The 14,624-nt window shown below is 51.8% G+C and carries 10 protein-coding genes; 3 read left to right on the top strand and 7 right to left on the bottom strand.

Annotated elements, in window-relative coordinates; all coding sequences use genetic code 11:
* Positions 1-32 precede the first annotated feature (32 nt).
* The 7 genes from AC2YIT_RS15805 to AC2YIT_RS15775 form a co-directional block, all read right to left on the bottom strand.
* Positions 33-215: a hypothetical protein gene (locus tag AC2YIT_RS15805; protein ID WP_430845436.1), complete on the bottom strand. Its 183-nt coding sequence runs from the start codon at positions 213-215 to the stop codon at positions 33-35.
* 29 nt (positions 216-244) lie between these two features.
* Positions 245-2,254, bottom strand: a complete 2,010-nt coding sequence (locus AC2YIT_RS15800; protein ID WP_487279780.1) for a hypothetical protein — start codon at positions 2,252-2,254, stop codon at positions 245-247.
* Positions 2,255-2,256: 2 nt separating this feature from the next.
* On the bottom strand, positions 2,257-3,741 hold the full coding sequence (locus AC2YIT_RS15795; protein ID WP_487279779.1) for a RagB/SusD family nutrient uptake outer membrane protein: 1,485 nt from the start codon (positions 3,739-3,741) through the stop codon (positions 2,257-2,259).
* Between the two features lie 19 nt (positions 3,742-3,760).
* Positions 3,761-7,147, bottom strand: coding sequence for a SusC/RagA family TonB-linked outer membrane protein (locus AC2YIT_RS15790; protein WP_487279778.1), 3,387 nt, complete (start codon positions 7,145-7,147; stop codon positions 3,761-3,763).
* An 84-nt stretch (positions 7,148-7,231) separates the two neighbouring features.
* Positions 7,232-8,218 carry a FecR family protein gene (locus tag AC2YIT_RS15785; protein WP_487279777.1) on the bottom strand — a complete coding sequence of 329 codons (987 nt, stop codon included), beginning with the start codon at positions 8,216-8,218 and terminating at the stop codon, positions 7,232-7,234.
* Between the two features lie 60 nt (positions 8,219-8,278).
* Positions 8,279-8,872, bottom strand: coding sequence for an RNA polymerase sigma factor (locus AC2YIT_RS15780; RefSeq protein ID WP_430845441.1), 594 nt, complete (start codon positions 8,870-8,872; stop codon positions 8,279-8,281).
* Positions 8,873-8,956: 84 nt separating this feature from the next.
* Positions 8,957-11,878, bottom strand: coding sequence for a glycoside hydrolase family 9 protein (locus AC2YIT_RS15775; protein ID WP_487279776.1), 2,922 nt, complete (start codon positions 11,876-11,878; stop codon positions 8,957-8,959).
* A 272-nt stretch (positions 11,879-12,150) separates the two neighbouring features.
* Here AC2YIT_RS15775 and AC2YIT_RS15770 point away from each other — a divergent pair, with 272 nt between their 5' ends.
* The 3 genes from AC2YIT_RS15770 (at position 12,151) to AC2YIT_RS15760 (ending at position 14,559) form a co-directional block, all read left to right on the top strand.
* Entirely contained in the window at positions 12,151-12,537 is a 387-nt protein-coding gene (locus AC2YIT_RS15770) for a hypothetical protein (RefSeq protein WP_430845443.1), read from the top strand.
* A 156-nt stretch (positions 12,538-12,693) separates the two neighbouring features.
* Entirely contained in the window at positions 12,694-13,416 is a 723-nt protein-coding gene (locus tag AC2YIT_RS15765; RefSeq protein WP_487279775.1) for an RNA polymerase sigma factor, read from the top strand.
* A gap of 84 nt (positions 13,417-13,500) precedes the next feature.
* Entirely contained in the window at positions 13,501-14,559 is a 1,059-nt protein-coding gene (locus tag AC2YIT_RS15760; RefSeq protein ID WP_487279774.1) for a FecR family protein, read from the top strand.
* Positions 14,560-14,624: the final 65 nt, after the last annotated feature.

Raw genomic sequence — 14,624 nt, 5'->3', positions numbered from 1 at the left:
TTAAAATTTAGCGTGTGGATGAAACAGTAATTTCAAATTATCGTCACCTCGAAATGCCGCAGGCAGTCGGGATCGATCAGCGAGGCATCCAGACAAATAGGATTTACGACGAACCGGACGCATTTCGCCAGTTCGGTGACCTTAATGTCCTGTTTCGGTTTCCAGAAATAGGCCTTTACGCCGCGCTTGGCGGCGCGATCGGAAATGATTGTCATGTGCTGTCGTTTTTGCTTTTACCAATATGCTATTTGTTGAAGAGCGCCTCAAAGCCTTGCCACAGGCTATCGCGCTCGTTAGGCCGGAGCACGATTTTCCAGCGCACCCTGGATAGGACTTTTCTGGTTTTATCAAACCGGAACACTTCCCACGGCACGTGGCTTTTGTTGAGAATATTCTTCCAATTCTTATCGTCAAGCCATTTTCCGTTAGCAATGCGCTCCTGGATCGCCAGGTAAGGTTCATAGTCGGCGTACAGGCTTCTGATAATCGGTTCGTGCCCTTCGGCTGTGATTTTGAGCTGGGCGTTGAGGGGAAAACGTAGTCTGCCTTTGCCGCCTGAGAGTCTGGCTGTCCCGGTTTTTTCGCCTGCAACAAAGATGTCGACGTTGCATCTCCTGACACCTTTGCCGGTAGTGGGTGAAACTACGGAAAGGTTGGCCCGCGCGATCAGCGCGGTGGGTTGCGTTTCGTTTTTCGTGCGGAAGTATATCGGCGAATTGAATGCGACGGAACGCTTTCCGCCGGGAAAGTCTTTTCTGATGTTGCTTTGTTCCGCATTCCGGCAAAAAGCAAGTACGTCCAGATCCCGCGGATTTTCCCAGGTGTTACTGCCATACACTTTCACGACATACCAGGCGTCATCCTTTTCGCTTAATTTATGTCGGGTTGTGAATTGCCTGGGCTTGTCGGCCCTCAAATCCCAAAGGTGCGCGATTTCGCCATTGCGAAACAGCACCACATAGGTAAGAAAATCACCCGCATCGCCCGATGCATATACTTCAATATTCAGTTCATGGGATTTCGGGGTGGCCCGGATAATATCCCCCAATCCATATTTCCGATCGATGTCGACAAAAACGATGGGGCCGGAGGTAACGAATGTCCGGCCTTTTCTTACGGCGCCGGTAATTTGCTCTGTCGGGTCATTGGTAAGGGTGGTATCGATACCGAAGTAAGTGCGCATGGACCCGTACCAGAATTTATTATCGCGCGGATAACCGCCGTCAAGCTCAGAAAAAGCTGGCATCAGGTAGCCCTGATTCAGGACGTTGAACCAGATGTTCTGGTAATAATAGTTATCGGACATGTAACCCATGACGGCCATGCCGCCCCAGGGATTGCCGGACAATAACCCAAAGGAAAGATTGCTGGCGATGTTGGTGGTGAATTTGCTGATATCGCCCCTTTGCTGCCACCAATAGGAGGTAGGATGGGCTACAATGGCTATTGCGCCCTGTGTTTTTGCGTATCGCGATATCACTTCCAGGTCGGGAATGGACCTGAATTTGAGCCACGAGTATTCCCAGTCCACGTTTTGTTCCGACTGATAATATTGTGCCTCATAGGTAGAGTCGATCAAGTTGCCAAAGTTGTTGAGCGTATTTTTTAATCCCAGCCACCACACATGACTGGTGCGGTACTTGGGCATTTCCGCCCCGTAAAACAGGCGAAACCGGCGATCGCTCACCAGCGCGTAAGCGTATTTCCAGGTGCTGTCGTTATATCCCGCCCATCCCTGGCAGGCACTGATAAAGTCTACGCCCTGGGCCAGGCATATATTGCGGACCTGCCGAAGCATGGTATCGTTAGCAGGCATTTCGGAGTAAAGGTGCGCATGACCATCTCCGTTGATCCACCCTCTTTTTTTGAGTTTTACCCACGGTTGTAAGCGGATTCGGGCATCCGTTCCCGCACCTTTATCTACTGTGAATATATGATCCTGGGCCACATAATCGATACCGTGGACAATTTTCAGGTGGTAAATACCTGGGCGCAGCTGCAATGAAAATGTGCCGTCCTCTTCCGTAAAAATTCCGTCGCAATGCTCGTAGTAAGTGGCTTGCACCTTTCCCGAAGTATCTCTCACAATGATTCTTGCGGCTACCGGTTCATCGGTTTCGGCGTCCACTACGCTACCTTTTATTCCCTCAAAACCGGCTAGCAGGTTTAGCTTGGTTTCGGGCACCTGCGCAGTTAATTTGCCCTGTGCGAGACATGCGGTAAATAAAAGTGCGATGAATCTTGAGTGTATCATGATCAGTTCTGGATTAGCAGCGGGTTGAGGTCTATTTCCACCTGCGGGATGGGGAATAACTTATGCTTGTCATACTGGAAGTTGGTTTTGCCCTGGTCGTACAGAACGGATGTTGCGTAGTCCTTTCCCCAACGGATCAGGTCAAAATAGCGCTGCCCTTCCAGTGCCAGCTCTACCCGCCGTTCATGGCGGAGTCGCTGCCGTAAAGCGGCCTGATCACCTGGTGGCACAGGTGGCATATCCACTCCCTTCCTCGCACGGACGGTGTTGATGTCGGCCATCGCATCTTTCAACCGTACATTTTGCTCGATCAGCGCTTCGGCGTGGATCAGAAGCACTTCGGCGTAACGCAGTACGATGTAGTTGGTCCCCTCGCCGTTAGTCCAGCCGTTCACGGCCTCGCCCATGGTCGCCGGATCGAATACGTACTTGCGTGCAAGATAGCCCGTAACTGTGTTGGGCCCGTTTTCGGGGTCGTAAGGTTGCCCGAACCGATCGTCACCAGGGCTGAAAACCGTATAACGCAGCCGCGGATCGCCTTTTTCGTAGGCCTTCACCAATTCTTTCGTCGGATTATTGAACCCCCATCTGCCGAAGTCGAGGCTGATCTCCGTGCCGCCGCCCCAGCCATTGGTTTTAAATGCCTGGACTTCAAAGATCGATTCAATGGTATTCTGGTCGTTCTGGTTATTGAACTGGGCCAGGTAATCGGTAGTCAAAGCATAGTCGCCGGATGCCATTACCGCTTCGGCGGCTTCGGCGGAGGCGGCCCACTTTTGCTGGTAAAGCAGTACTTTGGCAAGCAGGGCCATGGCCGCACCTTTACTTGCCCGGCCGAGGTTGGCTGTGTTCCTGTACACACTCACCGATGGCAGGTAAGTCCGCGCTTTCCGCAGGTCGTTTTCAATGAAAGCCCATGTTTCAGCCTCGCTTGCCCTGGCTATGTGGGTCTGCTCGATTGTCGTAATCGGAGCTTCAACCAGCGGGACGCCACCGAACACTTTGACCAGATCGAAAAAGTATAACCCGCGAAGGAAGTAAGCTTCGCCCAGGCACCGTTGTCTCAGTCCCGCCGTCTTGAAGATGCCTTCGGAAGCACTCTCGATACCACGGATGACTACATTACACCGGGCAATGCCCACATAGGCGCTGCCGAACCAGTCGCGAAGGTTCGGGTTGTCGGGGAAGACGTTGAAATCCTGCAAGGCGCGTTCCTGGATGTTGTTGGGATCGACCGGCGTTTCCGTATCATCCGACATGATGTCGCCGAGGATCCACATATCATTGAAATAATGGCCCTGCATCGGATCGCCGCGGCCCCATAGCAACGGCTCGTAGGCAGCATTGACGAAAAGGACGGCTTGCTCTTCGGTAGTGATACTTCCGAGCACGATTTCGCCCAATGGTCGTTTTTCCAGAAAATCCCGGCAGCCGGTATTCGGCAGCATCAGGAAGACGACGAAGAATATTTTAAATGAGGTTCTCATACAAATGTGTGTATACTGATCAAAATATAAGTGACATTCCGAAAGTGATGGTCCGGGACTGAGGGTACTTTCCCTTATCGGCCCCAACCTCAAGATCGGCCCCGCGGCCGTCCACAAATTCCGTCGATGGACCCATTTCCGGATCAAAGCCCGAATAGCGGGTCCATGTAAGCAGGTTTTGCGCCGTCGCATACAGCCGGATACGCGACAGACCCGCTTTCTGAGTTAAATGGGCAGGTACCACGTAGCCGATCTGCAGGTTTTTTAACCTGAGGTAGGAGCCATCCTCAACCCACCTGTCCGACACCCGGGCATTATTGTTGGGATCGGAAATGTGGACGCGTGGCTCCGAGTAGCTTGTGCCTTCGCCCGTCCATCTGTTTCGGATATCGGCGAATTTATTGAACAGGTTGGTGCCGCTTTGCGCCCGCATGGCCAGTTGATTATAGATTTTGTTTCCGTATACGCCCTGAAACAGCAGTGATATTTCGAAACCTTTATAGCCGATGTTTCCATTTATGCCAAACAGCCAATCGGGTATCGGGCTGCCGATCTTTGTCTGGTCTTTGGCATTGATCACATGGTCGTTGTTGAGGTCTTTGAAACGGATATCTCCGGCGGCCGTACCGATTTCCTGCTTTGCGTGACTTTTTACTTCCTCTATATTCTGGAACACGCCGTCGGTTACGTATCCGTAAAAACTGCCTATCTCGTCGCCTGCGAACGTCCGCGTGAGCAAGGCCCCCTGCGTGCCGCTCACCGGGCCCAGAATATAGCTGATACCCGGGTTCAGGGCAAGTACCTTATTTTCAAGGTAGGTAGCGTTAAAGCCTGCCCCGTATTTGAAATCACCGGAACTTCTGTTCATACTGATGCTTACCTCCGCGCCGCGGTTGCGGATTGATCCGGCATTGACGCTGACGGTAGAGGCCCCGGATAATGAAGAAACCGGTTGGTCCAGCAGCATATCACTGGTTTTTCGTAAGAAGAAGTCGGCTGTAAGTTGCAATTGGTTCGTAAAAAAGCCGATGTCGATCCCCACGTCGGTTTGGGTGCTGGCTTCCCACACCAGCTTGTCGGAGGCCAGTTTGGCGCCGCCTCTTCCATTCGTAGGAATGCCAAGTCCGTCATAATAGGTCTGAGAGCCCGGTCCAAATGCATACTGCAGCCCCGTACTGACTGTGTTATAGGCGGCATAGTTGTCGCCGACCTCCTGATTGCCGAGTTGTCCCCAACTGGCGCGTACTTTTAAGTCGGATAGCCAGGCCTTGTCCCGGAGAAAGGGCTCTCCGGAAATGCGCCAGGCCGCCGAAAACGACGGGAAATTGCCCCATCGGTGTCCCTTGGCAAACCGGGAAGTACCGTCGCGCCGGAAACTGGCGCTGAAGAGGTAACGATCGAGAAATGCGTAATTCAGGCGGCCCACGAGCGATAGCAACGACCAGGCAGTGGCATTTCCGTCGACGCGGCCCAGGTCGATGTTTTGCGCGGCGGTGATGTAGCGGTTGTCGGGGTCGTCGGTGATGAAGTTGTCCCCTTTCATAGTTAGAAATTCATATCGCCCCGACTGGGCGTCCAGGCTCACAATGGCCGATAAACTATGTTGTTCGCCGATACTCTTATTGAAAGCCAGCGAGTTTTGCCATAACGGTGAATACGACATATCCGCATATTCGACCAGGGAGTTAGGTGTCGCGCCAAATGCCGGGACATAGTTTTTGTTCCTCGAATAATTGAGATCCAACCCGAAATTGCTTCTGAACTTCACTGCGCTGGCAATCTCATATTCTGTGAAAATATTTCCGAATAGCCGCAGCCGGTTACGCCGGTTCTCCGTACGATAGGCCTGTGCGATCGGATTCGGATCCATGGCCGATTCCGCATATTTGCCATTGTCGTCATGCACTGCGTCGAAAGGCCTTTTATAAACCGCATTGGCCAGGACGCCTCCCAGTTCGTTGGTCCTGATCTGGTTGCCCGAGGAATGGCTGATGGTGAGATTCTGGCCGATCTGCCATTTAGATTTGATCCAATATGAGGTATTGAGGCGAAATGAGATCCTTTTGAAATCGCTGTTCGGCAGAATGCCTTGCTGGTCGAGGTAAGCCGCCGATAGCGCATATTGCGACTTCTCGGTGCCGCCGGAAACAGAAAGGTTATAATTTTGGATAGGAGCGGTACGGAACAGCTCGCGCAGCCAGTCATGGTTCGCCCCCAACGTATCCGGACGCCCGAACGCGGGCACTTTCCCGGCATTGATATACGCTTCGTTGATGATGGTAGCATATTCCGGCACATTCAGTAACCGCGGCAGCCGCCATGCGGTTTGGAGCCCGTAGTATGTGTCGAACGATACCCTGGTTTCACCAGTTTTGCCTTTTTTGGTTGTCACCAGTATCACCCCGTTCGCAGCGCGGGAGCCATAAATACTCGCCGCAGCCGCGTCCTTCAATACTACAACCGACTCGATGTCCCTGGGGTTAAACAGGTTCAGTGATTCTGGTCCGGTGGGCGTACCATCGATCACATACAGCGGATTGTTGTTCCCAATCGTCCCCGTCCCGCGAATTCTCACCATAACGTCGGAGCCCGGTGCTCCCGAGTTGGACGAAACGAAGACCCCCGAAGCCTGCCCCTGCAATGCCTGGTCCAGACCGGTAACGAGCATTTTTCCGATATCCGCAGATTTGACGACCGAGATCGCGCCGGTGATATCCCGGCGGTCCTGTGTCCCGTAGCCGATCACAACCGCCTCTTTCAGGACCGTAACATCCTGCTGCAACGATATGTCCACGAATGTCTGACGGCTTGCAGCCACTTCCCGGGTGGTGTAGCCTACACATGACAATATCAGTGTTCCTTCGTCGGCTCCTGATGAAAGCGTGAATGCACCTGTGGTGTCGGTCATGGTACCTTCCGCGGTGCCCTTGAGTTGAACGGTGACTCCAGGCAAGGGCCTGCCGGTGGCAGCTTCGGTAACCCTTCCTGAGAATTCTTTTGGAGAACCCGGAGCTTCGGCGATTGCTTCCGGTGAATGGCCTGGCGTCGCGGGGTCTGCCGGGCGGGAATAGCTGTTTGACTTCCCCGCAAAAATGTAATAAAATCCATTGGCAGCTTTCCTGAAATGCAGGCCATGTTCCATCAGCAGGTATTTCAATGCTTCTTCCACGGATTTGGATTCGGAGTCACGGTCAGAGACAAATTTGTCGTTTATCAGATCGCTATTGTAAACGATCGATACATTGAAGCGTTTTTCCAACTCTGCCAGGGCCTGCCGGAGCGGCTTTGGAGCTACGCTGAGAACGCCGCCTGTGCGAACAGCGCTCGTGGCCTGTGTGGTAAACGGTCCGGTTTGGACGAACAGGAGAATACAGGCTAGCCGGAAACACCGTAAGTTTGTTTTCATAGATCCTCAAAAATTGGTCAATAAAATACCGTAGGCCACAAAAAGCTTTTCAAACCAGGAATGTCGGGCAGCCCGTTCGGTCGGCTAATGGGCACTTATGAATACTTTGTTCTGTTTACGGTCGATCCGTAGATCAAATGAACCGGAGAGGGCTTCGAGAAAGGTGTCGAGATCGTGAACGGGAGCGGTGCCCGAAAGCTTCTTATCGAGCAGTCGCGGATCGTCGATCACCACATCCAACCCATAAGTATCCCGCAACATGTTCACGATCTCCCGAAGTGGGGTATTATCAAAAACAAGTTTGCGCTTAGTCCAGCGATCATACTCGGCAGGGTTTACTTTTTCCTGCCTGACTACTGCGGCATTTGGCGTAATTTCGACCAGCTCACCCGGCTTCATGATTACTTCGCGGGCAGATTGGCCGGTCGTGGATAGCCGTATACTGCCCGAGCGGAGTACGACCTGTGAGCCGCCAGCGCGATGTCGGACATTGAATTCGGTACCCAGTACTTCGATTTTTCCTGTGCCGGGCATCACGACCCGGAATTTTTGAAGGTCGGGTGTTTTACTGACCCGAAAGAAAGCCTCTCCCTGCAATTCGACCGTTCTTACCGCTCCGGTAGTGATATGGAAGTCGATGGCCGAATTGCCATTGAGTGTCACCACGGAGCCATCGGATAGATTTACATTTCTGATTTCCCCGAACCCTGTCTCATAATGTTCAACCGCGAAAGGGGAGAAACGGTATATGGCCAAAGCCGCAATCAGGATGATCCCCGCTATGGCCGCGGCGGCCAGGTAGTATCGCCGCCGGATGGGTTTCTCCCTGTCGATGTGCGTTTCAGGGAAAATAAGCCTTTGTTCCAGGACCTGATAGCGTTGCAGGATCACACGTTCGGAAATAGGGGGCAGGCCCACTTTCCCGCTTTCGATCGTTTCGTCTATGAGCCTGCCATACAACTTCCGGTGTTTGTCAAATGCCATCAGCGCGATGAAGCTCGTGACTTCCTCTTTTGTGCATTGATCGTCGATAAACCGGCGCATCAGATTTATAGCCTGAACATGCTTCATGTTTTTGTCGTTTGCAGTAAGACCGTCGTGAGCCGGTTGTCATATGCTCCGCTGGCAAACTTATTTCAGAAGGGCTACGAAGATCAGTTTCAGGAGTGTGATGTTGTACCGGCGCAGGTAGTCTTTCACCGACCGGGTACCTTTTACAATATGGTCATTGACCGTGCCGGTGGTAATGCCCATCTGCGCGGCTACCTCTTCGTAACTTTTTCCGTCGATTTTGCAGAGCCTGAATATTATCCGGCGTTGGGGAGGAAGTTGTTCAATGGCCTCATGGAGTAACTTTTCATATTCCTGTTGTTCCAATTGCGCTTCCGAATCGGAGTGGAAGTGTTGTGCGCCCTGGATGATCTGATCCATGATGTTGGCCTCCCGGGATGCCCTCGCCAGGAGGTTGAGGGTCATGTTTCGGCAAATGGCATACAAATAGCCTTTGAAATACCGGACACCTGCCAGCATTTCTCTGCTTTCCCAGATTTTTAGAAATGTATCCTGTGTAATATCTTCCGCCAGTTCGGCTGATTTGGTGAATCTTAATGCATAGCTGAAAATGGAGCGGTAGTGGTGGATGTACAGCTGCTTGAAAGCCAGTCTGTCGCCATTTGTCAGTAATGACAAAAGCTCTTCCTCGGGGAGATGTGAGTACTTTTGCAAAATGGTCCTGTTATAGTGTGTTTTTGCAAATGTATTCAAATTTGAAAACTCCCTCAATGCCAGTTGCTTTTTTCAAACCGGCCGCTAATACACGAGAATCTTGCGGTCCGCAACGGGCTCTCCCAGCCGGTTCCGGATCTTTAAGATATAGACTCCTTTGGTAAAAGACGAAACATCCAGTTGCAGAGCAATACCGGGACGTATGCCGAAGCGACGCACCATATGACCACGCAGGTCGAATACCCCGACATGGTACGGAGCGCCGCGTTCCTTTTCTCCGGTAAAAAGCGTGATCTCGTACAGTTCGCGCGCAGGATGTGCCACATGCAAACTGACGTCCTTTCGGCGTGCAGAAGCCGGGTTGTTTTGCCGTAGCGGTGGAGCGGGAGTGGCAGGGCTGGTGAAAAAGGCGAATGCAGCCATGGTGACCGCCATTTCCTGGACTGTAAATTCTGACATTTCTACGGCTTCCCGCGCATCGGTATACCGGCGGAGAACGGGATACGGGTCCGCTTTCTTGAAGCCGGCCGGATAGCGGTTAGCCGGGTCCTGGATCGCAAAACTGGAAGGCCTGTTCATGACGAGCGATGCAGCCGGCCCGAAGACAGGCACACCGGGAACTGGTTTGGGGAATTTCCCTGGCACAGTCGACCAGTGGAGTGGGTACTTCGGGCTTCGTTTGCCCGATCCGGTTATAAATGTCGTGGATAGCGGATTGTTACCCAGCGGGATATCGAGCTGGATTTTCGCGAGATCCAGCAGTTCGGGCTTGCCAAGCAGGTGACTGAATATAATGCAGTCAAATGCGTAGCTCTGCGCCATACCGAAAGTACCGTAGCCGATAAATTCCTTGAACGGGTGATATGCCCCATGATATGCGTGTATTTGCATTGTCCGCTTTTGGTACTCGACGAGAAGTTCCGTGTCCAGTTTGTTTTTGAATTCGTCGATGTGTATTTGCGACACAGGGTATTTGGTAGTAGAATATGCCCAAATAGCCTTCATCGTATGCTGTTGCCAGCTCATGGTTGCCGAAAACTCGTGCGGGATCTTGCTGTACCAGTTGAGGAAATCCTGATGGTAAGCCATTTCGCCGGTAGTCTTGTATAGTTCCGCAGCTGCCCAGGCCCGGTTGTCCCGATCGTCGGGATCGGGGTAGGGGCCCGCCGAGATACCGGGTACATTCACCGGTGCGGACGGATCCTCGTGATCTTTCAGGAACGACCATGCTTTTTTCGCCATACCGAGGCAGGTATCCGCATAGGCGGGGTAAAAGTCTTTAAAATTCCGGTAGGCCATCGCCATAGCGGCTGCGAACATCGCTGTGGACTGGGTTGTTTTTTCGGAAATAAAGAGCGTGTTTTTTTCGTCGCCGGGCAGGCCGCTGGACCAGGTCGCAGGGGTGACCCTGAAATAGACACCGCCGTCGGGTGCCTGCATTTGTTTGAGCCAGTCGGTTTCGTATTTAAGCTCGTCGAGTACGTCGGGGACATTGTTTCCACTTTCCGGAATCTGCAGGTGGCCATCCGGAAATTTTTGCGGGTAAAGCTCATAGGCCGTAAACAAAATAAACAGGGCGCTGGCCGCGGTCGGGATATAACGCCCGTAATCGCCGGCATCGAACCATCCCCGGGTCATCGGCAGTTGGGTGCCAGGAGGAAAGTCGGTAGAGCTGTATAGCGGAGATGTAAGATGGGACGCGTGAATCTCCGCCGTGGTAGCCGGAAGCGCCTCGCGGGCCCAGTCGCCTGCATAGGGTTGTTCGAGCCGGCCCGTACGCTGGTAGTAAAGGGCTCTTCCGGAATCGTAACAGACGTTCTCGTAAACCTGATCAGAAATTTGAAAGGTCTCGGACCGCCCGTAACCCGGTACGTAGAGGTAATATTCTCCCGGTGTGGTAAATGCCGAAAAATCCAGGTCTACCACCCATTCACCGCTGAAAGTGGTGTCGGCTTTGAAAAATTTGCCTTTTTGCCCCCAAGCTACCTGTCCTGACGTGCTGACCACCTGAAACGTCGGCGGATCGATGGTGTCCAAGGGCATAGCCCACAGATCTCCCAGGAAATTACCGAGCTTGCCCAGCTTGGGGCTGTCGGGGAGATAGCCGATCTGATTGGCTTTCACATTTCCGTAAATCTCGCTGTCGGAAAAAACAAAGCTCGTATCCAGAAACGTGTTGTTTCCCGAGAGATCCTGAATGTCTTCTGCATGAAGGCTGTAAGATTGGCCTTCGGCAAGCGGCTGGTCAAACAATAAGAAAAGCGTTACGGACACCAGCGGGCTGCCGGACAACGGTTTCAAACCACTCACATAGTAATGCAGGCCCACGCGGGCCGGATTAACACCCCCTTGGTAGGCGCCGTCGGTTTCGCTGGCAAGTGTATAATACATTGGTTTGCGGCAGCCGTTGGTATCGATTTTCTCATTGATTTTCAGCATGAGTACCCGATCCGACAGCGGTTGGCAAAGGATCCCAGGATTTGTCAGGTCCGCTACTGAAACATTGTCGATAAAAAACATCAGTTGGGGGACCGGCGATTTGCTGAATTCCAGGTATTCTACTGAGCTGAGATCATAAGCGGGAGTTTTTAGCAGGTTGAGCGGTATCCGCACTTCCTGATAGCTCGTCGAAAGCGGACCGCCACCGACGATAAACGGGTCGATATCGACCCAGTTGCTTTGGGCGAAATAGGTAGTGAGCCGGACGGCGGTAGTTTGTCCCGCCTGATTGGATTTGATGAAAAAACGCAGCTCATCGAAATCGGATATGTCGGCACGCCACATGCCGCTGCAATTGAATCCGATGCGCGACGCATGGAAATTATCGGGTTCTGCGCGGAAGCAGTAATTCCCTGCGTAGGCATCGGGGCCGGGCACGACGCTGCCGTATGCCTTGTAGCAGGAGGCAGGATCGGCCACTTCACCGTCCCAAAGTATTTTGTTCTGTGCCGTTAGCCATCCCGGCAGACAACACGCCCAAAGGATAACAGAGCATAGTCTTTTCATAGCCTCGTGTTGGTCAGTTTCAGACAAGACAAACGCCATGGCACGAACATATGCCCGTATGGAGCAAATAGTTCAGAAAATCCCATAAATCGCTATACCCCACAGTACAGGATGGCTTTTTTGGGAATAATTTTCTAACTCCTCCAAAAGTGAGTATAAACCCCGAAAGGCCTCCTTTTTTAGACATAAAGCTTAACAAACAAATAATACCGGGGATGGTTTAAATCCGGATTTAGGTTTGATAAGCTCTAAAATTCAATCTACTAATATCGATGAAACCGTTTTCAGAGTTATCGGCTGAGGAGTTGGCAATGGAAAACCTCTTCATAAGATGGGTACGGTTTCCTGATGATCCGCCAATCCGCTCGTTTTGGGAAAACTGGATACTCAAATACCCCGCGCAGAAGGATACCGTTGCCAAAGCCCGTGAGCTGGTACTCATTGCCTCCGACTGGAAGCCCGACGGCCTTTCCAGCCAGGATGTGAATTCCATCTGGGGCCGGATCATGAACTCGCTCGACATTATGGGGGATCGTGATTCGAGAAAGAATGCGCAAGATGGTCCCGTCAGCGGCCTCTCGACCGGTAACATCGTGCTGATCCTGATGTCGGTCACATTTCTCCTTTTTATCTTTTACTTTATATTAGGAAACCACTAGGCCCATCCGCCTTTCTGCTTCTGATTTTATTATTTCCTGAAAAATATTGACTTTTTTAAGGGTGATGGGAGAATTCTGCGTCACCTAAAAATCATTGTGCAGTTACATATTGCCAATGGTTGCCTAAACCGAAAAAATTGGCCAATCTCAGCGAGCATGGAAGCTATAAACCTGACTAACAACCGGAAATTGGATCCGGCTGACGCCATTGTATCCGAAGCTGTCACACCTCAGTCGTCCGGGCAGTCGGTCTCACCCCTCTGGAATATGCTGAGGGCCGGGAGCGGGGAGGCCTTCGAACAGATTTTCAGGCTTTATTATCCATCGTTGCTCAATTACGGGCTTCGTTTCAATAAAGACGACGAAGAGGTGAAAGACTGCATTCAGATCCTTTTCATGAATATATGGGAGCGAAAAGCGTTTCTAGGTAATTCGGATTCTATCCGGAATTACCTGTTGGCATCCCTTCGCCGGCTGATCCTTAAGCGGGCAAAGGCGAGTTCGATGACAGTCACGCTCGATGATGAGGATTCGCTTTTTCACGTCGAACTATCGGTGGAAATGCAGATGATCCACGACCAGACGCTCAAAGAAAATGTGCTTTCATTGCAGAATGCGATTCAAAACCTTCCTGCGAGGCAGAAGGAGGCATTATACCTGCGGTTTTACAATGAACAGTCGTTCGCTGAGATCGCACTGATCATGAATATTTCTACCCGCGCTGTTTACAAACTTATTTACAAAGCACTGGATGCATTGAATGAAGAACTCGCGCCGCAGGGACGTGACGTACCTTTTGTGCTGGGCGTTTACATGGCATTACTGGGCGCCGGAAGCGTCATGGTGGATGGTGTAGAAGTTATTAAGGAGTTTGTATAAAAATTTTTACAAAAAATTTAACCGGTCGAGGGTCACTTCCTGTTTATTCTGGCTTTGTCAAAGTAAAGAATAAATATTATCCTATTGGAAGCGCACAAATATGACCGGTTCGGCTACAAGGATTTCGTCCTCGACGACGATTTTCGTGCGTGGCTCAACGGCACCGCCCCCGAAAAAGACCATCTGTGGGAGAAATGGCTTGTTGCCAACCCGTCCCGCCATGCAGAAATCGAAAAAGCCCGGAAAATTGTCCTCGCCCTGCATTTTCAGGGGAGATCCATATCGGATCATGACATCGGGCAACAATGGAAACGGCTCGAATCTTCCATGGCCGCTTCCGAGGCTGCGAAAGAAAACGAAACACCATCCCGTGGCATCAATCTCACCTGGATTTGGAGACTCCTTGCAGCCGCTTGTGTAGTCGTAGGAGCATTTTTCTTTGTAAACCGCTACCTCGCCGGTCATCATGGCCCGGCCTCGGCTTATATACCCGTGGAGCACAAGGCGGCAAACGGCCAGCAGCGTAAGCTCGTGCTGCCCGATGGTACCCATGTGACGCTCAATGCGGGCTCATCGATTTCCTATCCTCAGGAATTTGAAGAGGATGTCCGTAAAGTAAGCCTCTCAGGTGAAGCATTCTTCGATGTCAGGCGGAACGAAAAGCAGCCCTTTGTGATCACGACCGGCGGCGTGGTAACCAAAGTACTGGGTACTTCATTCAATATCAGCGCCTATCCCGAAAATAAAGCCGTGCAAGTGGCAGTGGTGAGTGGTAAGGTGAAAGTAAATGCCCAAATAGGCTCGGAAGACCAGAATGCATGTGTTTTCCTGAGCAAAAGTGAAATGGCGACTTTCCAGAAAGAAGCTGGCGAACTCATCGTAAGCACCTACGACGAAAAGGAGCAGATAGGCTGGAAAGATGGTATGCTATACTTCCAGAAATCGGACTTTCATTCGACCATTCTCAAACTGGAACGCTGGTACGGTGTGAAATTCGAGGTGGCGTCCGACGTGCGCATGGACGCCGACTGGCGGTTCAGCGGGAAGTTCCAGGATAAGCCGCTCGATTATATCCTCGGGGTAATGAGTTACCCCGGACGGTTCTCCTATAAGATCAGCAACAGCATTGTCAAACTCCAATAACCGAAACTACCGTATGCGGTCCGATACCTCCTGAAAAAAGAACCGGTAACCATCGCTGATTACCG

Source organism: Dyadobacter sp. SRI_021 (genome assembly GCF_057586235.1).
The sequence above is the reverse complement of the archived record's forward strand: the minus strand, read 5'-3'. Positions and strand labels throughout refer to the sequence as shown.

Bases quoted from the DNA above. Each gene is read 5' to 3' on its own strand.
- AC2YIT_RS15805 (WP_430845436.1), bottom strand. From the start codon at position 215: ATGACAATCATTTCCGATCGCGCCGCCAAGCGCGGCGTAAAGGCCTAT.
- AC2YIT_RS15800 (WP_487279780.1), bottom strand. From the start codon at position 2,254: ATGATACACTCAAGATTCATCGCACTTTTATTTACCGCATGTCTCGCA.
- AC2YIT_RS15795 (WP_487279779.1), bottom strand. From the start codon at position 3,741: ATGAGAACCTCATTTAAAATATTCTTCGTCGTCTTCCTGATGCTGCCG.
- AC2YIT_RS15790 (WP_487279778.1), bottom strand. From the start codon at position 7,147: ATGAAAACAAACTTACGGTGTTTCCGGCTAGCCTGTATTCTCCTGTTC.
- AC2YIT_RS15785 (WP_487279777.1), bottom strand. From the start codon at position 8,218: ATGAAGCATGTTCAGGCTATAAATCTGATGCGCCGGTTTATCGACGAT.
- AC2YIT_RS15775 (WP_487279776.1), bottom strand. From the start codon at position 11,878: ATGAAAAGACTATGCTCTGTTATCCTTTGGGCGTGTTGTCTGCCGGGA.
- AC2YIT_RS15770 (WP_430845443.1), top strand. From the start codon at position 12,151: ATGAAACCGTTTTCAGAGTTATCGGCTGAGGAGTTGGCAATGGAAAAC.
- AC2YIT_RS15765 (WP_487279775.1), top strand. From the start codon at position 12,694: ATGGAAGCTATAAACCTGACTAACAACCGGAAATTGGATCCGGCTGAC.